23 protein-coding genes are annotated in these 20,339 nt (G+C 67.4%); 14 read left to right on the plus strand and 9 right to left on the minus strand.

What is annotated here, in order from left to right; genetic code table 11:
* Window positions 1–116: 116 nt before the first annotated feature.
* Window positions 117–1,400 (plus strand): S41 family peptidase, encoded by a 1,284-nt coding sequence (locus ER13_RS10030; protein WP_035308914.1) that lies wholly within the window; start codon window positions 117–119, stop codon window positions 1,398–1,400.
* 1 nt (window position 1,401) lies between these two features.
* On the opposite strand, the gene ER13_RS17965 is transcribed toward ER13_RS10030, so the two are convergent.
* Both ER13_RS17965 and ER13_RS10040 read right to left on the minus strand, forming a co-directional pair.
* A complete protein-coding gene (locus ER13_RS17965; protein ID WP_081836198.1) occupies window positions 1,402–1,584 on the minus strand; it encodes a YbdD/YjiX family protein in 183 nt (60 codons plus the stop codon).
* A 73-nt stretch (window positions 1,585–1,657) separates the two neighbouring features.
* Window positions 1,658–3,745: a carbon starvation CstA family protein gene (locus ER13_RS10040; protein WP_035308917.1), complete on the minus strand. Its 2,088-nt coding sequence runs from the start codon at window positions 3,743–3,745 to the stop codon at window positions 1,658–1,660.
* A 279-nt stretch (window positions 3,746–4,024) separates the two neighbouring features.
* Here ER13_RS10040 and murC point away from each other — a divergent pair, with 279 nt between their 5' ends.
* The 9 genes from murC to lpxC all read left to right on the plus strand — a co-directional run bounded on the left by murC (window position 4,025) and on the right by lpxC (window position 13,515).
* Complete coding sequence (murC, locus tag ER13_RS10045) at window positions 4,025–5,437, plus strand: UDP-N-acetylmuramate--L-alanine ligase (RefSeq protein ID WP_035308919.1); 1,413 nt, start codon at window positions 4,025–4,027, stop codon at window positions 5,435–5,437.
* A gap of 67 nt (window positions 5,438–5,504) precedes the next feature.
* A complete protein-coding gene (locus ER13_RS10050) occupies window positions 5,505–5,750 on the plus strand; it encodes a type II toxin-antitoxin system VapB family antitoxin (protein WP_035308921.1) in 246 nt (81 codons plus the stop codon).
* Window positions 5,750–6,145, plus strand: coding sequence for a type II toxin-antitoxin system VapC family toxin (locus ER13_RS10055; RefSeq protein ID WP_035308924.1), 396 nt, complete (start codon window positions 5,750–5,752; stop codon window positions 6,143–6,145). The genes ER13_RS10050 and ER13_RS10055 overlap by 1 nt, the downstream gene beginning before the upstream one ends.
* The gene (murB, locus tag ER13_RS10060) at window positions 6,142–7,050 is read left to right on the plus strand and encodes a UDP-N-acetylmuramate dehydrogenase (protein WP_035308925.1); all 909 of its coding nucleotides are present in this window, start codon (window positions 6,142–6,144) and stop codon (window positions 7,048–7,050) included. The genes ER13_RS10055 and murB overlap by 4 nt, the downstream gene beginning before the upstream one ends.
* 87 nt (window positions 7,051–7,137) lie before the next feature.
* A complete protein-coding gene (locus ER13_RS10065; RefSeq protein WP_035308927.1) occupies window positions 7,138–8,079 on the plus strand; it encodes a D-alanine--D-alanine ligase in 942 nt (313 codons plus the stop codon).
* A complete protein-coding gene (locus tag ER13_RS10070; RefSeq protein ID WP_035308928.1) occupies window positions 8,067–8,951 on the plus strand; it encodes a cell division protein FtsQ/DivIB in 885 nt (294 codons plus the stop codon). The genes ER13_RS10065 and ER13_RS10070 overlap by 13 nt, the downstream gene beginning before the upstream one ends.
* A 59-nt stretch (window positions 8,952–9,010) precedes the next feature.
* Entirely contained in the window at window positions 9,011–10,303 is a 1,293-nt protein-coding gene (ftsA, locus tag ER13_RS10075; protein WP_008263640.1) for a cell division protein FtsA, read from the plus strand.
* A 527-nt stretch (window positions 10,304–10,830) separates the two neighbouring features.
* Window positions 10,831–12,426: a cell division protein FtsZ gene (ftsZ, locus tag ER13_RS10080; RefSeq protein ID WP_008261244.1), complete on the plus strand. Its 1,596-nt coding sequence runs from the start codon at window positions 10,831–10,833 to the stop codon at window positions 12,424–12,426.
* Window positions 12,427–12,615: 189 nt separating this feature from the next.
* The gene (lpxC, locus tag ER13_RS10085) at window positions 12,616–13,515 is read left to right on the plus strand and encodes a UDP-3-O-acyl-N-acetylglucosamine deacetylase (protein ID WP_035308931.1); all 900 of its coding nucleotides are present in this window, start codon (window positions 12,616–12,618) and stop codon (window positions 13,513–13,515) included.
* A 179-nt stretch (window positions 13,516–13,694) separates the two neighbouring features.
* On the opposite strand, the gene ER13_RS10090 is transcribed toward lpxC, so the two are convergent.
* From ER13_RS10090 to ER13_RS10110, 5 genes are all read right to left on the minus strand, one after another.
* A complete protein-coding gene (locus ER13_RS10090) occupies window positions 13,695–14,501 on the minus strand; it encodes an inositol monophosphatase family protein (RefSeq protein ID WP_035308933.1) in 807 nt (268 codons plus the stop codon).
* A gap of 117 nt (window positions 14,502–14,618) precedes the next feature.
* Window positions 14,619–15,185, minus strand: coding sequence for an elongation factor P (efp, locus tag ER13_RS10095; RefSeq protein WP_008264088.1), 567 nt, complete (start codon window positions 15,183–15,185; stop codon window positions 14,619–14,621).
* Window positions 15,186–15,284: 99 nt separating this feature from the next.
* Window positions 15,285–15,845, minus strand: coding sequence for a tryptophan-rich sensory protein (locus ER13_RS10100; RefSeq protein ID WP_008261886.1), 561 nt, complete (start codon window positions 15,843–15,845; stop codon window positions 15,285–15,287).
* A gap of 55 nt (window positions 15,846–15,900) precedes the next feature.
* Window positions 15,901–16,143, minus strand: coding sequence for a helix-turn-helix transcriptional regulator (locus tag ER13_RS10105; RefSeq protein ID WP_035308935.1), 243 nt, complete (start codon window positions 16,141–16,143; stop codon window positions 15,901–15,903).
* Complete coding sequence (locus ER13_RS10110) at window positions 16,144–16,641, minus strand: hypothetical protein (protein WP_035308937.1); 498 nt, start codon at window positions 16,639–16,641, stop codon at window positions 16,144–16,146.
* Window positions 16,642–16,770: 129 nt separating this feature from the next.
* On the opposite strand from ER13_RS10110, the gene ER13_RS10115 reads away from it, so the two are divergent.
* Complete coding sequence (locus ER13_RS10115; RefSeq protein WP_081836197.1) at window positions 16,771–17,673, plus strand: ABC transporter ATP-binding protein; 903 nt, start codon at window positions 16,771–16,773, stop codon at window positions 17,671–17,673.
* The gene (locus ER13_RS10120; protein ID WP_035308941.1) at window positions 17,673–18,395 is read left to right on the plus strand and encodes an ABC transporter permease; all 723 of its coding nucleotides are present in this window, start codon (window positions 17,673–17,675) and stop codon (window positions 18,393–18,395) included. Before ER13_RS10115 ends, ER13_RS10120 begins: the two co-directional genes overlap by 1 nt.
* A 7-nt stretch (window positions 18,396–18,402) precedes the next feature.
* On the opposite strand, the gene bfr is transcribed toward ER13_RS10120, so the two are convergent.
* Both bfr and ER13_RS10130 read right to left on the minus strand, forming a co-directional pair.
* Complete coding sequence (gene bfr, locus ER13_RS10125; RefSeq protein ID WP_008259683.1) at window positions 18,403–18,903, minus strand: bacterioferritin; 501 nt, start codon at window positions 18,901–18,903, stop codon at window positions 18,403–18,405.
* A gap of 138 nt (window positions 18,904–19,041) precedes the next feature.
* Window positions 19,042–19,227, minus strand: a complete 186-nt coding sequence (locus ER13_RS10130; RefSeq protein ID WP_035308943.1) for a bacterioferritin-associated ferredoxin — start codon at window positions 19,225–19,227, stop codon at window positions 19,042–19,044.
* A gap of 131 nt (window positions 19,228–19,358) precedes the next feature.
* On the opposite strand from ER13_RS10130, the gene thiE reads away from it, so the two are divergent.
* Both thiE and ER13_RS10140 read left to right on the plus strand, forming a co-directional pair.
* Window positions 19,359–20,012: a thiamine phosphate synthase gene (thiE, locus tag ER13_RS10135; protein ID WP_035308945.1), complete on the plus strand. Its 654-nt coding sequence runs from the start codon at window positions 19,359–19,361 to the stop codon at window positions 20,010–20,012.
* Window positions 20,013–20,085: 73 nt separating this feature from the next.
* The gene (locus tag ER13_RS10140) at window positions 20,086–20,313 is read left to right on the plus strand and encodes a hypothetical protein (RefSeq protein WP_035308947.1); all 228 of its coding nucleotides are present in this window, start codon (window positions 20,086–20,088) and stop codon (window positions 20,311–20,313) included.
* Window positions 20,314–20,339: the final 26 nt, after the last annotated feature.

A 20,339-nucleotide genomic window follows, 5' to 3' on the forward strand; every position in this document is an offset into this window, starting at 1 on the left:
GCGGTCAGGGCGGCGCTGACGCCGGCCGACAGCGTGGGGGTGTTCGCCTGGGACGGGGGGCGTATTCCCGAATAACGCATATTCGTGACTTGAGGACGGGACCGGTCTTGCGTCACATGGCCGGCATGTCCGTCAAAGGTTCCGCCCGGCTTTTCAGCCTCTTGTTGCTCAGCTTGCCGCTTTGCGGCGGGCCGGCGGCCTTGGCCTACGCCGAGACCCCGGCGGCGGCGGTCGTCGCCGCGCCCAGCCGCGAGCGGGCGCGGATGAACCAGCGGGTGTTCGACACGGTCTGGAGCGAGGTGCGGCGCGGCTATTACGATCCTGATCTGCATGGGGTGGACTGGGGCGCGGCGCGCGATCGGTTCCGGCCCCAGGCCCTGGCGGCGGCCGACGACCGGGCGCTGTACCGGGTCGTCAACACCATGCTGGACCTGCTGGACGACGGCCATGCCGGCGCCAGCCCGCCGGCCGCCGTGCGTCGCCAGGACGCCCAGTATGCGCGCCGGGCCGTCATGGGCATGACCCTGATGCGGGGCGAGGATCCCGACCTGTGGACGGTGGAGCGGGTGCGCGACGGCTCTCCGGCTCAGGCGGCGGGGGTGCAACTGGGCTGGACCCTGGACAGCGTCGACGGCCGGCCGTGGGGACCGGACGTGGAGGTGCAGGAGGGGACGCCGGTCCATCTGGTTCTGACGGACGAGACCGGGATGCGCCGCGACACCATCCTGACCCCGCAGCTGATGGACGGGCCGCAGCCGTTTACGGCCGACAAGTCCCGGCCGGGGGTTCTGGTGCTGACGGTGGAACAGTTCGATGCGGGACTGGGGCGCTGGCTGGGCGGCGAGTTGGACGGCCTGCCGTCGGATGTGGACGTGATCCTGGACCTGAGAGCCAATCCCGGCGGCCGGCTGTGGGAGGCCGAGTCGGTGTTGACCTGTTTCCTGCCCCGCGATCAGGTCTGGGCGACGCGGACCGGACGGAACGGGCGGCCCGTGATCCTGCGGGCCTCAGGCGACTGCGCCGACCGCAGCGCGCCGGTGGCCAATCCGGTCGCGGTCCTGGTGGACCGGGGCAGCCGCAGCGCGGCCGAGCTGACGCCCGCCGCCCTGCAGGAAGCGGGGCGGGGCATAGTGGTGGGCGAGAAGACCATCGGTTCGGTCCTGATCGCCCAGGAGACGGACCTGCCGGACGGGGGCAAGCTGACGCTGAGCCGGGCGAACTTCGTCACGGCGGGCGGGGTGCGGCTGGAGAAACGCGGCGTCACCCCGGACATCGCGGCGCCCCGCACCGTGAGCCAGCGCCGCGCGGGCGAGGACCCGACGCTGGAGGCGGCCATCGCCGCGCTCCAGGCGCAGGGAGCGGACCGGGTCCGGTCGGCCGACCAGCCCGCCGGCCTTTAGATCAGCAGCATTTGAAGGCGCCCGAGCCGCCGAAGCGACGCTGTTCGTGCAGGCGGAAGAAGGCGATCTTGTCCAGCGGGGGCTGGTCGGGATGGGTCGTGGCCGCGTGGCGGACATAGGCGTCGTAGTCGGGCTGGCCGATCATGGCCCCCGCCGTCCGCTTGACGCCGCGACCCCACCGCAAGGCGGTGTCGCGGCACAGGCAGAGCAGGTCGTCCGGCGTGGCGGCGGGAGCCGGCCCGGACTGGAGCCCGGACTTAGGCACGGGCGATATCCGCCGCGTCGTCGGACGCCGTCAGCTCGTGCGCCTCGGGATATTCGCGCACGGTCGGCCGGTTGCTGCGATAGGCCTTTAGGCAGGCCAGGACGCCGTAGACCACCATGGTCACGACCACGAACAGGAAGGCCGCCGTCAGCGTCGAGTTGACGTAGTCGTTGACGATGATGCGGTGCATGTCGCCCACGGTCTTGGCCGGGGCGATCAGTTCGCCGGCGCCCAGAGCCTCCTGGTACTTGCGGGCGTGGGCCAGGAAGCCGATGCGGACCTCGGGATGAAACAGCTTCTGCAGGCCCGCCGTCAGGGTGCAGATCAGCAGCCAGGTCGCCGGGACGACCATGACCCAGGCGAACTTCTCGCGCTTCATCTTGAACAGGACGACCGTGCCCAGGATCAGGGCGATGGCGGCCAGCATCTGGTTGGCGATGCCGAACAGGGGCCACAGGCTGTTGATGCCGCCCAGGGGATCGACCACGCCGGTGTAGAGGAAATAGCCCCACAGGCCGACCGTCAGGGCGGTGGCGACGACATTGGCGCCCCAGGACTTGGTCTCGCGCATCTTCGGCACGGCCACGCCCAGCAGGTCCTGGATCATGAAGCGGCAGACGCGCGTGCCGGCGTCGACCGTCGTCAGGATGAACAGGGCCTCGAACAGGATGGCGAAGTGGTACCAGAAGGCCATCATCGCCTTGCCGCCGATGACGCCAGACAGGATGTGGGCCATGCCGACGGCCAGGGTCGGGGCGCCGCCCGCGCGCGACAGGATCGAGTGCTCGCCCACGTCGCGGGCCAGTTGCTCCAGCTCGCCGGGGGTGATGTGGAAGCCCCACTGGGCCACGGCGGCGGCGGCCGAGACCGCGTCATTGCCGATGATGGCGACCGGGCTGTTCATGGCGAAATAGACGGCCGGGTCCAGCACCGTGGCGGCGATCAGGGCCATGACGGCGACGAAGCTTTCGCACAGCATGGCGCCATAGCCGATCAGCGGGATCTGGCTCTCGTTCTCCAGCAGCTTGGGCGTGGTGCCCGAGGAGATCAGGGCATGGAAGCCCGAGACGGCGCCGCAGGCGATGGTGATGAACAGGAAGGGGAACAGCGCGCCGGCGAAGACCGGGCCGGTGCCGTCGATGAAGGAGGTGACGGCCGGCATCTGCAGGTGTGGACGCACGATCAGTATGCCGATGGCCAGGGCGACGATGGCCCCGATCTTCAGGAAGGTCGACAGATAGTCGCGCGGGGCCAGCAGCAGCCAGACCGGAATGACCGAGGCGATGAAGCCATAGACCATCATCAGTATGGCCAGGGTCGGGCCGGTCAGGGTGAAGGCCGGGCCCCAGAACGGGTCGGCCGCCACATGGCCGCCGCCGATGATGGCCAGGATCAGCAGGACGACGCCGATGACCGACACCTCGCCAACGCGGCCGGGCCGCAGATAGCGGGTGTACAGGCCCATGAAGATGGCGATCGGGATGGTGGCGGCGACGGTGAAGGTTCCCCACGGGCTTTCGGCCAGGGCCTTGACCACGACCAGGGCCAGAACGGCCAGGATGATGACCATGATCATCAGGACGCCGACCTGGGCGATGATGCCGGGGATATTGCCCATCTCGGTGCGGATCATGTCGCCCAGCGACTTGCCGTCGCGCCGGGTGGACATGAACAGGACCATCATGTCCTGCACCGCACCGGCCAGCACCGCCCCGACCAGGATCCACAGCACGCCGGGCAGATAGCCCATCTGGGCGGCCAGCACCGGCCCGACCAGCGGCCCCGCGCCGGCGATGGCGGCGAAGTGGTGGCCGAACAGGACGTTCCTGGGCGTCGGCACATAGTCGAGGCCGTCGTCGCGACGGACGGCGGGTGTCGGGCGCGAGGGCTGCAACTGCATGACCTTGTTGGCCAGGAAGCGGCTGTAGAAGCGATAGGCGATGGCGTAGGTGCAGACCGCCGCCACCACCATCCAGACCGCGCTGATGCTCTCCCCCTGGTGCAGGGCGATGACGCCGAGGGAGACGGCCCCCAGAATGGCGATGACGCCGAAGATGATAGGGGTGCTGAGTTTGCCCACGAAAATACTCCTGCCTGACCGCCTGGCGGTCACTCAACGCCTGTTTGCACGACAAGCTTCCGCAAGGCCAATCGACTAAAGTCGTAGGCGGCCGAGCGGCGGCCGTTTCAGACCCTGTGCCCGAAAAACAGGGTCTGAATAGTCTGAATAGTCTGAAATCGACCGAACCGCGTTCGCCGTCATGCCCGTTCTCCCGCGCGACGCCTATCACGTCCCGACGTCGGAATTGGACGCAGACACCCCCGTGCATTCCGCCCGATCCCTTGCTAAGCGCATCGGATGATCGCTCGCCTTCGCCCCGTCCCGTTCGACCTCGGTCCCGTCCATTTCGTCGGCATCGGCGGCATAGGCATGAGCGGCATCGCCGAGATCATGCTGAAGATCGGTTATTCGGTTCAGGGCTCGGACGCCAAGGCCAGCGCCAACACCGAACGGCTGGAGAAGCTGGGCGCGCGGATCTTCATCGGTCACGACGCCGCTCACGTCAGCGAGGGCGTGTCGGCGGTGGTCTATTCGACGGCGGTCAAGGCCGACAATCCGGAGATGAAGGCCGCCCGCGAGCGCCGCATCCCCCTGGTGCGCCGGGCCGAGATGCTGGCCGAACTGATGCGTCTGCAGTTCTCGATCGCGGTCGGGGGCACCCACGGCAAGACCACGACGACCTCGATGGTCGCGGCCCTGCTGGATGCGGCCGGTCTGGACCCGACGGTGGTCAACGGCGGCATAATCAACGCCTATGGCACCAACGCCAAGGTCGGCGACGGCGACTGGATCGTGGTCGAGGCGGACGAGAGCGACGGCAGCTTCCTGCGACTGAAATCGACGGTCGCCATCGTGACCAATATCGACCCGGAACATCTGGACCATTACGGCGACTTCGACGCGGTGCGGAAGGCCTTCGTCGATTTCGTCGAGAACATCCCCTTCTATGGTTTCGCCGCCGTCTGCCTGGATCATCCCGAGGTGCAGAAGCTGGTCGCCTCCATCGATAACCGGCGGCTGGTCACCTATGGGACCAATCCCCAGGCCATGGTGCGGGCTGACAACTGCCAGATGGGGCCGGACGGCGCCCGCTTCGACGTCGTGATCCAGAACGGCGAGACCCACCGGATCGAGAACCTGCACCTGCCGATGGCCGGCTGGCACAATGTCTCCAACGCCCTGGCCGCCATCGCCGTGGCGCGCGAGCTGGACGTGTCCGACGAGGCGATCCGCGAGGGTCTGGCCGGCTTCGGCGGGGTCAAGCGCCGCTTCACCACCACCGGCGTGGTCGGGGGCGTGCGCATCGTCGACGACTATGGCCACCATCCGGTCGAGATCGTCGCCGTGCTGAAGGCCGCGCGTCAGGTGACCGAGGGCCGGGTCATCGCCGTGGTCCAGCCGCACCGCTACACCCGGCTGCGCGACCTGATGAACGAGTTCTCGACCGCCTTTTCCGACGCCGACAGCGTGATCGTCGCCGACGTCTATCCGGCCGGGGAACCGCCGATCGAAGGGGTGGACAAGCACGCCCTGACCGACGGCATCCGCCGCTATGGCCACCGCCATGTCCAGGCGCTGGAGAACGCCGCCGTCCTGCCGCGCCTGATCAAGGAAGAGGCCCGGCCGGGCGATGTGGTCGTGCTGCTGGGCGCCGGCGACATCACCAGCTGGGCCTATGGCCTGCCGGCGCAGCTGGAGGCGTTGGGGTGAGGCTCGGCTTGTCCGGGGGGTTCGAAAGTATATATTATGGCGTGACGGTATATCCTTGGAGGATGTCGTGGCGCTTTATGTGAAGGACCCGGAAGTCGATCAGATGGCTGAACGCCTCAGCCGCATCGGAGGGATCAGCAAGACGGAGGCGGTGCGCCGCGCGCTGCGCCGTCAGTTGGAGCAGGTCGAGACTTCGTCCGACTTTGTCGAGCGCGGCCTTGCCTTCACCCGCGCTCTAATAGCTCGGGGCGACCTCGCCGAGGGCCAGCCGGTGGACAAGGCTTGGATCGACAGCCTCTATGAGGACGACTGATGTTCGTGGACGCTTCGGCGCTTACGGCCATCCTGACCGACGAGGACGACGCGCGGCTACTCTATGCGCGCCTGGAAGCCTATCCTCTTCGGACGACGTCGCCCATGGCCGTCTGGGAGGCGGTCCTCGCGGTCGCGCGTCGGCTGAAATTGGACATCACCGACAGCGAAGTCGCCGTTGAGGCGTTCTTGAAGACCTTCAATATCGAGGTGGTCGCCATTCACGCCGAGGTGCGACACGAGGCGATCCGCGCCCATGTCCGATACGGCAAGGGCCGTCACCCGGCGGCATTGAATTTCGGCGACTGTTTCGCCTATGCCTGCGCCCGCCACGCGCGGTCGCCCCTGCTGTACAAGGGCGACGACTTTTCCCGGACCGACATCGAAGCCGCATGACCGAGATCACCCTTCCCCCCGTTCGCGGCAAGCTTCTGCGGGACGAACCGCTCGGCCCCTACACTTGGTTCCGCGTCGGCGGCGCGGCTGAGGCCCTGTTCATTCCGGCGGACGCCGAAGATCTGGCTGATTTCCTGAAGGCGCTGGACCCGTCCGTCCCCGTGACCGTGCTGGGCGTCGGATCGAACGTCATCGTCCGCGACGGCGGGGTCGAGGGGGTGGTGATCCGTCTGGCGGGCCGGCCTTGGGCGCTGGTGACGACGGACGGCGACACGATCACGGCCGGCGCCGGCGCGCTGGACTCCATGGTGGCCAAGGCCAGCGCCAAGGCGGGGCTGGCGGGGCTGGAATTCTACGCCGGCATTCCGGGCACGGTCGGCGGGGCGCTGACCATGAACGCCGGTTGCTACGGATCGGAGACCAAGGATGTTCTGGTCTCGGCATGGGGCCTGACGCGGTATGGCGAGCGGGTCGACTACGCCCTGGCTGACTTCGGCTACACCTATCGCTATTCGCAGGCGCCGGCCGAGATTATCTGGGTCGAGGCGACTTATCGCGGAACGCCGGACGATCCCGCCGCCGTCCAGGCCCGCATCACCGAGATCACCAGCCGCCGCGAAACCACCCAGCCGATCCGCGAAAAGACCGGCGGTTCGACCTTCAAGAATCCGCCCGGCCATTCGTCATGGAAACTGGTCGACGAGGCCGGCTGGCGCGGCAAGCTGCACGTGGAGACCGGGGGCGGGGCCATGTTCAGCGACCTCCATTCCAACTTCATGATCAACCCCGGCGATGCCACCGCCGCCGACATCGAAGGCCTGGGCGAGGCGGTGCGCGCCGACGTCCTGGCGAAGACCGGCGTTCAGCTGGACTGGGAGATCAAGCGGATCGGCCGGCGCCTCTGATCGTCGGGGTTTGACACACATTTTTCACGCCGGGCGGGCGATAAGGTTGACGGCCTGTTAAACAAGTCGGCCGCAATCGGAGAGCCCATGACCCGCGCTTTCAAAGACCTTCATGTCGCCGTCCTGATGGGCGGTCTTTCCGCCGAGCGGGAGGTGTCCCTGACCTCCGGCGAGCAGTGCGCGCAGGCGCTGGAGCGGCAGGGCGTGCGCGTCAGCCGGGTGGACGCGGGTCGCGACCTGGCCAATGTGCTGTCGGGTCTGATCAAGCCGGACGTGGTGCTGAACTGCCTGCATGGGGCCTGGGGCGAGGACGGCTGCGTCCAGGGCGTGCTGGAGACCCTGCGGATTCCCTATACCCATTCCGGCGTCCTGGCCTCGGCCCTGGCCATGGACAAGAACAGGTCCAAGGCCGTGCTGAAGGCGGCGGGCGTCAAGGTGCCCGGCGGCGGCTTGTACGACCGGCATGAGGTGGCGGCGCGCCACGTGATCGAGCCCCCCTATGTGGTCAAGCCCAACGCCGAAGGCTCGTCCGTCGGGGTCTATCTGGTGACCGAGGGCGCCAATCGGCCGGTCGCCGAGGTGGGCGAGCCCGGCTGGGGCTATGGCGAACAGGTGATGGTCGAGCCCTATATCGCCGGCAAGGAGCTGGCCGTCGCCGTGATCGGCTATGCGGACGGGCCGCGCGCTCTGACCGTGACCGACATCACCCCGACCAAGGGCTTCTACGACTACGAGGCCAAGTATGCGCCCGGCGGTTCGGTCCACGTCCTGCCCGCCGTCCTGCCGCCCGCCGTGTTCGAGGCGGCCCTGCGTCAGGCGGAGGCGGCGCACGTCGCCATGGGTTGCCGAGGCGTGTCCAGAAGCGACTTCCGTTATGATGATGTTAAGGACGATCTGGTTCTGTTGGAGGTCAACACTCAGCCGGGCATGACGCCGACCTCGCTCGCTCCCGAGCAGGCCGCCCATACCGGAATGAGCTACGAAGACCTGGTTCGGTGGATGGTGGAGGACGCCTCATGCCCGCGGTAGTTCGCGGCGGTCGGCGACAGAGTTCGGGTTCCTCGCGTGGCGTCGCCTCCAAGAAGGGCGGGCGGCCACGCGGCGGCGCGCCCAAGCCCGCGTCCGCCATCCCCGGCAAGATGGCCGCCATCGGCCGTATCGATGTTTCACCCCGCACCGTCATGATCGCCCTGGGCGCCAGCGCCCTGCTGGTGATCGGGGTTCTGGCGACCGGCGCCCGCGCCGAACGGATCGGCCAGTCGGTTTCGCACGGGATCGACGGGGTGACGGCGGGCATGGGGCTGACGCTGAAGCGGGTTCATATCACCGGCGCCTCGGCCGAGGCCGAGCCGGCGATCCAGCAGGCCCTGGGCCTGTATTCCGGCCAGCCGATCATCAGTCTGGACCTGAACGCCATCCGCGAACGCGTGCAGGGCGTCGGCTGGGTGCGCGAGGCGCGCGTGGTGCGCCTGTTGCCCGACACCCTGATCGTCGAGATCAAGGAACACGGTCGTCTGGCCGTCTGGCAGGACGCCGGCCAGATCAAGGTCATCGACGCCCAGGGCCAGGTGATCCAGGGCGCCGACGCGCGCCGCTATCCGACCCTGCCCCTCGTCGTGGGCAAGGGCGCCGACCTGGCCGCCGGCGAGGTCCTGCCCCTGCTGGCCCAGCGCCCGCGCCTGATGAGCCGGGTGGACGCCCTGGTGCGGGTGGACGAACGCCGTTGGGACCTGCGCCTGAAGGACGGCAGCCTGATCCAGCTGCCCGCCGTCGAACAGGAGGCGGCCCTGATCCGTCTCGATGCGCTGGATCAGCGCGAACGCCTGCTCGACCTGGGCTTCGCCCGGGTCGATCTCAGAACGCCGGACGAGGTCGCCGTGCGACCCGCCGCCGACGCTTAAAGGACCAGTAAGACATGGCGGGAAAGCAGCGCGGATCGGCGAATGACCAGGGCCGGGGCATGGATCCCCGCGCCGGCCGCGCCCCCGTGATCGCCGCCCTGGACATCGGCCAGTCCAAGGTCTCGTGCTTCATCATGAAGCCTGACGGCGTGCGGCACGCCGACCGCACTATCCGCGTCGCCGGCGCCAGCCATGTCCAGTCCAAGGGCGTGAAGGGCGGCGCCATCATCAATATGGACGAGGCCGCCCAGGCCATCGGCCACGCCGTCGAACGGGCCGAACGCGCGGCCCAGAGCCCGGTCTCCGGCGTCGTCGTCACCACCGCCATCGGCCAGATGGCCAGCCACCGCGTCCAGGCCCGGGTGTCTCTGGGCGCCAATCCGGTCGGGGACGCCGATCTGGCGCGCGCCATCGGCATGGCCCTGGCCCAGATCCGCCTGCCCAACCGCCGCCCGATCCACGTCCTGCCCATCGCCTGGTCGGTGGACGGCGCGCGCGGCGTGCATGATCCGCGTTCGATGCGCGGCGGTTCGCTGGGGCTCGACCTGCTGGTTGTGTCCATGGCCGAGAATGTCTTCACGACCCTGAGCCACTGCCTTGAGCTGGCGCATCTGGACCTGCAGGGCGTGGCCGCCGCGCCCGTCGTCTCGTCCCTGGCCGCGCTGGAAGAGGACGAGATGGACCTGGGCGCCGTCTGCATCGACATGGGCGGCGGCTCGACCAGCGCCGCCGTCTGGGGCGGCCGGTCCCTGTTGCACATCGAAAGCCTGAACGTCGGCGGCGACCATGTCACCTCGGACATCGCGCGCGGCCTGTCGACGTCCAAGGCGGGCGCCGAACGGCTGAAGACCCTGCACGGCTCGGCCATGGCCAGCGCCAACGAGGACCGCGAAATGCTGGAGGCTCCGCCGCGCGGCGAGGACGCCTCGGCCGGCCCGGTCATCGTCCCGCGCGCCATGCTGAAGACCGTCATCGCCCCGCGCGTGGAAGAGACGCTGGAACTGCTGCGCGACCGGCTGAAGAACGCCGGCGTGGGCCTTGAGCCCGGCGCGGGCCTGGTCCTGACCGGCGGCGCCAGCCAACTGAACGGGGTGCGGGAGCTGGCTGTGCGGGTGTTCGACCGCCCGGTCCGCCTGGGCAAGCCTCAGCGCGCGCCACATTTGGCCGACGCCGCCTCCGGTCCGGCCTTCTGCGCCACCGCCGGAGTCCTGCTGCGCGCCGCCTACGGCCCGCGCGAAGCCGTGTCCGCCCGGAAGCTTATGGCGCGGCAGATCACGGCGGCGGACGCGCCGAGAATCCATCGGGGCAATGTGGTAGGGCGTGTCGCGGGCTGGTTGCGCGACAACCTATAAAAACGGGTGGTATCGCTGTCAGAACTGGGCTTTCGCAGCAATACAGCGACCATCGAGAGCTTTGCGCCGTTGACCATTGGCGATCAGTATCTTCATGATCTGTCCTTGGCTTAAACTTGGGAAAACAGCTTCGGCATTGGCGCGCGTGATCGCACGCCCGTCTCCAAGTGTGCAATGCTCGACAGCGAGCCGCTCCTTGTGCACTAAGTGCACTAACTGCGTGGGCGTTTATGACCTCACCGGACGCTATTATCAGGTCGGCCTGACGGCTCGCTTCTAGGTCCAGTCTTTCTAAAATAAGGAAAGGGCTGCTCTCACGGGCCGCCCTTTTTCCTGAAGGTCGTCGTTTTTCGAAGAAACTGCAGCCAAGCTCGCAGTTTGTGCTTTCCTCGAGTCCGACTCACATTATCGCCGTAACCTTCTCTTAACCCTCATGGGTGCAATCCTTAACACGCTCATAACCAATGTGATTCGGCGGGGCGGTCGCATCGGTTTGAAGGGGTCAGGGTCGGAAGGTCGGAAAAGAAATGTCGCTCTCATTGGTCAAGCCGCAACACACTGAACTGAAACCCCGTATCGTCGTGTTCGGCGTCGGCGGCGCCGGCGGCAACGCCGTGAACAACATGATCGACGCCGGCCTTGAAGGGGTCGAGTTCGTCGTGGCCAACACCGATGCGCAGCACCTCAGCTTCGCCAAGACGGATCGTCGCATCCAGTTGGGCGAGACCATCACCCAGGGCCTGGGCGCCGGCGCTCACCCCGAAGTCGGCATGAACGCCGCCGAGGAATCCGCCGACGAGATCCATCAGCACCTCGAAGGCGCGCACATGGTGTTCATCACCTGTGGCATGGGCGGCGGCACCGGCACCGGCGCGGCACCCGTCATCGCCAAATGCGCGCGCGATCGCGGCATCCTGACCGTCGGCGTCGTGACCAAGCCCTTCACCTTCGAGGGCCGTCACCGGATGCGCCTGGCCGACGCGGGCGTCGCCGAACTGCAGCGCTATGTCGACACCCTGATCGTCATTCCGAACCAGAACCTGTTCCGCGTCGCCAACGAACGCACCACCTTCGCCGACGCCTTCGGCATGGCCGACCAGGTGCTGCACTCGGGCGTGCGGTCGATCACCGACCTGATGATCCTGCCGGGTCTGATCAACCTCGACTTCGCCGACGTCCGCGCCGTCATGTCCGAAATGGGCAAGGCGATGATGGGCACCGGCGAGGCCTCCGGCGACGACCGCGCCCTGCTGGCCGCCCAGAACGCCATCGCCAACCCGCTGCTGGACGAGACGTCGCTGAAGGGCGCCAAGGCCGTGCTGGTGAACATCACCGGCGGTCTGGACATGACCCTGCTGGAAGTCGACGAGGCCGCCAACGCCATTTCGGCCGAGGTGGACGGCGACGCCAACATCATCTTCGGCGCCGCCTTCGATCCGGCGCTGGACGGCAAGATCCGCGTCTCGGTGGTCGCCACCGGCATGGACGAGAGCGGCGTGCAACGCGCCGAACCCTCGGCTCCGGCTGCGCCCTCCCAGACCGCGCCCCTGGCGGATCACGGCGCGCGCCGTTCCGCCGGCGGCCTGTACGGAACCCAGGCTTCGCGTGCCCCCGAGCCCGCCCGCGAACCCTACCGTGAGCCGGTCCGCGCCGAACGCGCGCCGGAACCGCGTCCTGAGCCCCGGATCGAGGCGGCCCCCGTCGTCCCCAGCTTTCAATCCCCTCCCGCGCCGGAGCCCCGGCCCGAGCCGGTGATCCGCGTCGCGGAACCGACCCCGCGCGCCCTGGACCCGATCGTCGATCCGTGGGTCGAGGAGTACGAAACCACCCGCGCGCCGGCCACGCAGTCGAGCCGCGCGCCCGAGCCCCAGGGCGACCTGTACGCCGCCCGTTCGCCCGAGCCGGCCGTCGATGACTATGACGACCGTGACCACCGCCGCAGCGGCTGGAGCCTGTTCGGTCGCGGCAAGCGCGCCCAGCCGCAGCCCGAGCCGACCTACAGCCCCCGTCCGACCTCGCAGATGCGGTCGGCGGCCCAGCCGCAGGCCCAGGCCGAGCCCGAGACGGGCCATGCGGACGACGACCTGGAGATTCCTTCTTTTCTCCGCCGTCTCGCAAACTGACCGACTGAAATTCTGAAAGCCGCGCCCCGAAGCCACTGGCTTCGGGGCGTTTTCAATTGCGACGGTCCCATAACGAAACAATCCGAAACCCGACTTTCATTTCGCACTTGCGGGGGCAGGGCTAGATCACTCGAGGGGCGTAATCCGCACTTAGAGGCGGGACCCAATCAGATTGAAGCGAGTTTGAGTTTGTCGGTCAGAAACGACCATCACGAGCGCACCATCGTCGCGCCGGCCATCATCGCCGGCGTCGGGGTGCACACCGGCCGCCGGGTGCGGCTGGCGGTTCGTCCTGCGCCTGCGGGGGCGGGGATCGTCTTCGTGCGCACCGACGTGACCGACCGCGACAACCGCATCCCCGTCTCGGGCGAGGCCGTTGTCGACGCCCGCCTGAACACCATGATCGAGAACGCCGCCGGCGTGCGGCTGTCGACCATCGAACACCTGATGGCGGCTTTCTGCGCTCTGGGCGTTTCGAACGCCGTGGTCGAGGTGGACGGGCCGGAGCTGCCGATCCTGGACGGGTCGGCGCTGGAGTTCGTGCAGTTGCTGGACCGGGCGGGCTTCCGTCCCCAGGCGCAGCCGCAGCGCTATATCGAGATTCTGGAGACGGTTCACGTCACCGAAGGCGACAAGCACGCGGCCCTGTTGCCGTGCGACCGCTATGAAATGCGGTTCGAGATCGACTTCCCTTCGGCGGTGATCGGCAACCAGATCATCGATTTCGTCGTGGACGAGCCGACCTTCCGCAAGGAAATCATGGCCTGCCGCACCTTCGGCTTCGCCCATGAGGTCGAGGCCCTGCGTCAGGCGGGTCTGGCCCGCGGCGGTTCGCTGGAGAACGCCGTGGTCATCGACGGCGACGAAATCCTGAACCCCGGCGGCCTGCGGATGGAACGCGAGTTCGTGCGCCACAAGGCGCTGGACGCGATCGGCGACCTGTATGTCCTGGGCGCGCCCGTGCTGGGCCGTTACGAAGGCTACAAGGCCGGGCACGCGGTCAACAACAAGCTGGTCCGTGCGTTGCTGGCTGCGCCCCATGCGTGGCGCGAGGTCACACGCGTGCCCGAGATGGCGCAGGCGGGCTGACAAGCGCATCAGCCTTTCCCTCCCCAGCGGGGGAGGGGGGGCGAAGGCGCAGCCGGAGCCGGGTGGGACGGGCAGGGCGAAGTCCCCCAGACCTGATTGCGCGCCAGCCTTGCCGCCCCCACCCCGTCGCTTCGCGACGCCCCTCCCCGGTCGGGGAGGGAGAGGCGGCTGTGCGACCGTCAGGACGCCTGCAGCACCTTGCGCAGCTGCGGATGAAGTTCGCTGTTGCGGGCCAGAACCGACACGCCCGTCCTGGGATCGCCATCCGCCCCGATGGGGGTCACCGACCCGCCGGCCTCGGTGACGAACAGGATGCCCGCCGCCACGTCCCAGGGCTTCAGGCCGCGCTCGTAATAGGCGTCGTAGCGGCCGGCCGCGACCCAGGCGAAGTCCAGGGCGGCCGAGCCCAGGCGGCGGATGCCGGCGACGCGCTGGCCGATGGCGTGGATGTCCTTGATGGCCTGGGCGTGGCCCGACTTGCCGATGAAGGGCAGGCCCGTGGCGACCAGGCTCTCGGACAGGTCGCGACGGCCGGCGACGCGGATCCGCTGGTCGTTCAGATAGCAGCCCTTGCCCTTCTCGGCCCAGAACAGCTCGTTCATCACGGGATTATAGGTCACGCCGGCCACGATCTCGCTCGAACCGTCGGGCGCCCTGCGCTCCAGCCCCACCGTGACGGCGAAATGCGGCATGGCGTGCATGAAGTTGGTGGTGCCGTCGATGGGATCGACGATCCAGGTGTGGGACTTGTCGGTCCCCTCGATCATGCCGCGCTCTTCACCCAGGAAGCCGTAGCCCGGGCGGGCCTTCATCAGCAGTTCGTACAGGGTGTCTTCGGCGCGCAGGTCGGCGGTCGTGACGAAATCGCCCGGCCCCTTCCTCGACACCTGAAGCTGCGACACCTCGCCGAAGTCGCGCAGCATGGGGCGTGCGGTCTTGCGCACCGCGTCGAGCATGACTTGGAGCAGGGCGGAAGCGAGGGCCATCGGCGGATCTCCTGGTCCGCATGTCCTGAAAAGGCCCATTCTTCAGTAGGATGGGAGCCCGGACATGCGGAGAAGTGCAAGAAAGGGAACGGCCCCGGATGAGGCCGGCAGTGTGTCTTAGTCCGCGCGGCGGACGTATTCGCCGCTGGTCGTGTCGACGATGATGCGTTCACCGGCCGACATATAGGGCGGGATCATGATCCGCACGCCGTTCGAGGCGATGGCGGGCTTGTACGAGGACGAGGCCGTCTGTCCCTTCACGGTCGGCTCGGTTTCGGCGACTTCCAGCACGACCTGATCCGGCAGCTCCAGGCCGATCGGACGCTCTTCGTGCATCTCGATGATCACCTTCATGCCCTCTTGCAGATAGGGGATGCGCTCTTCGCCGACCCAGTCCTTCTGCAGCTCGATCTGCTCGTAGGTGGCGTCGTCCATGAAGACCAGGCTGTCGCCGTTGTCGAACAGATAGGAGAAGTCCTTCTGCTCCAGCGTCACGCGCTCGACCTTGTCTTCCGACCGGAAGCGCTCGTTCAGCTTGTTGCCGGTCTCGAGGTTCTTGGCCTCGACGTTGGCGAAGGCGCCGCCCTTGCCGGGCTTGACGTGGCTGGCCTTGGTGACGACCCACAGGCCGCCATTGTGCTGCAGGACCATGCCGGGCTTGATGGTGTTGCCGTTGATCTTCATGGGGTCACATCGGGAATGGGGTTGCGCCCACGCGCCCGGATGGGGCGTGGCGAATAGGGCGCGATCCCTAGAGGAAGCCCCGGCAAAGGGCAAGGCGGCCTAATGCAGGCTGCGGCCGCCCGAGACGTCGTCCGCCTTGCGATGAAGCAGATTGCCCATCCGCACGCCCGATCCGGTCGGCGCCGCCATCTTGCCCGCCCCTTCGTCCAGCTTGCGCGCCTCGTGGGCGAAGGCGGCGGCCAGGCCCGCGGACGACATGGCCGCCAGCACCTGTTTCCACATCGACGACGGGCGCAGGCCCAGCCAGACGGCGTTGACGGTCTGGGCCGCGACCCACAGGCCCATGGCCCTGGTCCGCTCGCGCGCCGGCGGGGCGTTCCAGACACGCACGGCCGACAGGGTGGTGGCCGAGAACACCGCAGGAAGGATCAGACTGAAGGCGCCGTGGGGCTTCTCGGTGATCGGCAGGTCGCGGTCGCGAACCTGTCTCAAGGACCGTTTCGGCCTCAGCGCGCCAGAGGCTATGCCCGTCGCCAGCAAGGCGAACCCCACCGTCAGGGCGACGCCCATGGCCACATGCCCGGCGCTGCGCCCCTCGCTGTTCAGCAGGTCCACAGCTGCGTCGCGCACATCATCAATGGCGTCGTCGATGTCAGTCATGGTCCGCTCCAGCTTGCCCGTCGAAATCTAATGGCCGGGACCGGACGCGGTTCCGTCAGACCTCTTCCGGCTCGACCGGTTCCATCTCGCGCGGATCGAAATCATAGTCCAGCAGATCGCCGGGGCGACACTCCAGAACGGCGCATAGTCGCGACAGGGTGCTGAAGCGAATGCCCTTCACCTTGCCGGACCGGAACAGGGAGAACTGGGTTTCGCTCAGGCCGACCTGGGCGGCGACATCGCGCGCCTTCAGGCCCTTGCGGACCATCAGATCATTCAGGGTCACGCGAACGGGCATTCAGATCATTTCGTCCATCTCGGCCTGCAGCAGGCCCGCCTGATCGATCACCCGTCCCAGAAGGAAGAGGGCGCCGCCGATCATGCCCAGGGTCATGCCGGCGACGTCGAAATAGGCCCAACTGCTCCGCTCGTCGCCCAGAAGCCGCATCAGATTGGTGACGCCGAACACGCTGAGCAGCCCGCCGAAGCCCAGCGCCAGCCCCACACGACGCAGGGCGGACGACAGGGTCGGCTGGATCAGCCGCCCCTTGGCCAACTGCCCCAGCGCCGACCCGATCGACCAGACGGCGAACAGGTAGAGAAGCGTCGGCGAGGCCCAGACGATCTCCCGAAGCAGGAGGGTGAGGTCTCTGTGTTCTCCGCGTGCGGCGAAGACCGCCGGCACGATCACATACATCAGCGCCAGGATCGCGCCGACGCTGCAAACCATGAAAACCGCGAGCCAGCGAAACTGCCGGCACATGCGGCGAAAACGGGCGAGATCGTCGGCGGCCATGGCTTTCCCTGCGGAGCTGAACCTGTCGTGTCTTTAATCTTGACTTAAAAATCCTCCTCGCGCAACTTTATCTAACAGTTAAACGCGGGGTGGGTTATGGCGGCCATAGAGACAGTAGGGCTGACGCGCATGTTCGGCCGTCGTTGTGCGGTGGACTCGGTGTCCATGACGGCGCCCAAGCATGCGGTCTATGGGTTCCTGGGGCGCAACGGCGCCGGCAAGACCACGACGATGAAGATGCTGATGGGGCTGTTGCGACCCACCTCGGGCGTGGCTCGGGTCTGCGGCGTCGACGTCGCGCAGGATCGCAGGGGGGCGGCCCGCAAGATCGGCGTCCTCCTGGAGGCGCACGGCTTCTACGCCCACCTGTCGGGACGAGAGAACCTGGACCTCACGCGCCGGCTTCTTGGTCTTGCGGCGACCGAGATCGACAGGGTGCTGGAGGTCGTCGGCATGACACGCGACGGCGGACGCCGGGTCGGCGACTATTCGCTGGGGATGCGTCAGAGGCTCGGCATAGCGCGCGCCCTGCTGGGGTCCCCGCCGGTGCTGATGCTGGACGAACCGACGAACGGGCTGGACCCCGACGGGATCGCCGACATGCGCCTGTTTCTGCGCGAACTGCCGATCCGCGCGGGGGCGACCGTCCTTCTGTCCAGCCACCTGCTCGGCGAGATCGAACAGACCGCCACCCACGTGGGCGTGATTCACGAAGGCCGACTGGTGGTCGAGGGCGAACTGGCCAGGCTGAAGGCCGAACTGGCGCCCGAGATCGGCTTGCGCGTCGATGACCCGGCGCGCGCGCGGGCGGTGCTGCAGTCGCTGGATCTGACCCTGAGCGAAGACGCGGGGGGCCTGGTGGCGCGGCTGCGTCCCGGCAACGATCACGACCAGGTCTGCGCTGCTCTGAACCGCGAGCTGGTGGCCGCAGGCGTCGCTGTGTTCGCCATCGGCGCCCGCGCCCGTTCGCTGGAGGGCGTCTATCGCGCCGCTTCCGCCCTGTCCCAATCCCGCTTTGCGGAGTCCGTCTGATGCTCGCCGTTCTGTCCGTCGAAATCCGCAAGCTGAACCGGTCACTGGCCCTTGTGTTGGCCGCGGCCGCTCCGGCTCTGATCGCCGTCTTCGCCTTTTCAATGCTGCTGCGGTCCGAGACGCCTTGGGAATGGGAGAGGTGGATCGGCAGCGCCACGGCGATCTGGGCCTATTTCATGATGCCCATGTGCGTCACCGCCCTGACCGCCCTGGTCGCCCATATGGAGCATGGGCCGCGCAGCTGGGATCACCTGCGCGCCCTGCCTGTGCCACGCTGGACCCTCTATGCGTCAAAGGCGGTCTGCGTGATCGGCCTGGTGCTGATCATGAGCGCGGCCGTGCTGGCCATGACGATCGGGGCCGTGATCCTCGGCGGCCTCATCAAGCCGGAGGCGGCGGCGGCTGGACGACTGGACCTCGCGGGTCATGCCTGGATCCTGGCCAAGATCGCGGCGGCCGCCGTTCTGATGATCGCCCTTCAGTTCTGGACGGCGATCCGGTTCGCCAGCTTCGTGCCCGGCCTTGTGCTGGGCATCGGCGGAACCTTCTTCGGCGTGGTGGCGACCTCGGCGAAAGAGGGCGTATTCATGCCCTGGCAGATGCCGGTGAACATCCTGGCGACCGAGGCGTGGCGCGTTCAGACCGCCTTGACGCTGGGCGGCGGTCTGGGTCTCGTCGTCCTCGCGGCGGCGGTGATCCACCTGGCCCGCCGCGAGGGCTGAGGATCGATCAGCCGCCGGTGGCGCTGTTGTCGGTGACGATTTCCTTCATGGCCGACTGCAGATAGTTCTGCGCGCCCATCAGTTCGATCAGCTTGTGCTGGTTCTCGAGGAAGTCGATGTGTTCCTCGGTGTCGGCCAGAATCTTCATCAGCAGGTCGCGGCTGACGTAGTCGCGGGTCTCTTCGCACAGGGTAACGGCGGCGGCGGTCGCGACGCGGCTGTCCAGCTCCAGTTGCAGGTCGGCGCCCAGGCATTCGATCGGATCCTCGCCGACCTTCAGCTTGTGCAGGTCCTGCAGATTCGGCAGGCCGTCCAGGAAGAGGATGCGTTTGATCAGCATGTCGGCGTGTTTCATCTCGCCGATCGATTCTTCGTAGATGACGTGCCCCAGGTGGGCCAGACCCCAGCTTTCGAACATGCGCGCATGCAGGAAATACTGGTTCACCGCCGTCAGCTCGTTGGTGAGCACCGCGTTCAGCGTGCGGAGGATAGCGGGGTCGCCCTTCATGGCCGTGTCCTTGGTCTTGCGACGGCGCCTTCGCCGTCTGTCGAGCGACGCAATACCACAGTAAAATCGACCCTGCTTATTTGCGAGTTCTTATCACTGCTTTGATAGTGCGAGTGATTTTCGGCAGCAAGCGAGGGGCTATTCAGCCGCCATAGCGAAGGCTTCGCGGCTGTCCTGGATCATCTGGCGCATCTCGCAGACGCATTTGGCGCATTGGGCCTGGCACTGGTGGCTGGCGAAGATGTCGCGCGGCCGACAGGCGCCGGCCTCGATGGCCTGGGCCACATCCCGCTTGCGAAGACCATTGCAGTTACAGACGTACACGAGAGTTCTACGCGTTCCACCGACTGAGAATGGTTCGCTATAGCACCCCTTAAGGCGATTGCAAGTCGTTCGCATGGGTGTGCGACGACGGACCCGTTGACGAATGGTCGCAGGAGGGGGAAGTCAGCCCCATGGCCAGAACCCCGACCGTTCCCGATCGCCCGCCCTGCCGGCTGTATCTGATCACCCCGCCCGCGATTCCCGATCTGGACGCCTTCGCCGCGACCCTGGACGAGGCCCTGGGCGACGGCGACGTGGCCGCCCTGCAGATTCGGCTCAAGCCCGCCGACGACGCCGCCATTTGCGCGGCCGTTGAGCGGCTGGCGCCGGTCGCGCGGCGTCATGGGGTGGCGGTCCTGCTGAATGATCGACCCGATCTGGCGAAGGCCACGGGCTGCGACGGGGTTCATATCGGGCAGGAGGACGGTTCGCTGGCCGAGGCGCGGCGCATCCTGGGACCGGACGCCATGATCGGCGTGACCTGCCACGACGACCGCGACCTGGCCTGGGACGCGGCCGAGGGCGGGGCGGATTATGTCGCCTTCGGCGCCTTCTATCCGACCGACACCAAGACGACGGTCCACCGACCCGGTCTGGAGATCCTGACGGTCTGGCAGGAGACCGTCGAGACGCCCTGCGTCGCCATCGGCGGAATCACCGTCGAGACGGCGGCGGAGGTGGCGCGTGCGGGCGCAGATTTCATCGCCGTCAGCGCCGGGGTCTGGTCCTATGACGCAGGTCCAGCTTCAGCGGTTAAGGGCTTCAATCATAGATTGAATAATTAGCATGTGACCATGTTTCAGGGGATATTAGGAACCGCATGGTTTGATGGTGCGATTAATCGCCTCGAGACCCTGCATGACCCTGAGCCGTGTGCTCGACATCGATGTCGCGGCGCCGCCGACGCAGCCGTCGGGCGCGCGCATGCGCGCGGCTGAGCCGAGCAGCGGCGATGTCTTCGCCCACCCCTTGATTCCCGTGATGACCGGCGGTGCCGTCGCTGTTCTGGCCGCGGAGTCCAACGGCTGGGGCCCTTGGCGGTTCTTTTACACAATCGACGCGTCCCACGCTCCTCACTGTGCTTAGCTTCCAGGGCTGCGTGTATTAACTAA

It is taken from the genome of Brevundimonas sp. EAKA (assembly GCF_000698025.1).
GTDB lineage: Bacteria > Pseudomonadota > Alphaproteobacteria > Caulobacterales > Caulobacteraceae > Brevundimonas > Brevundimonas mediterranea_A.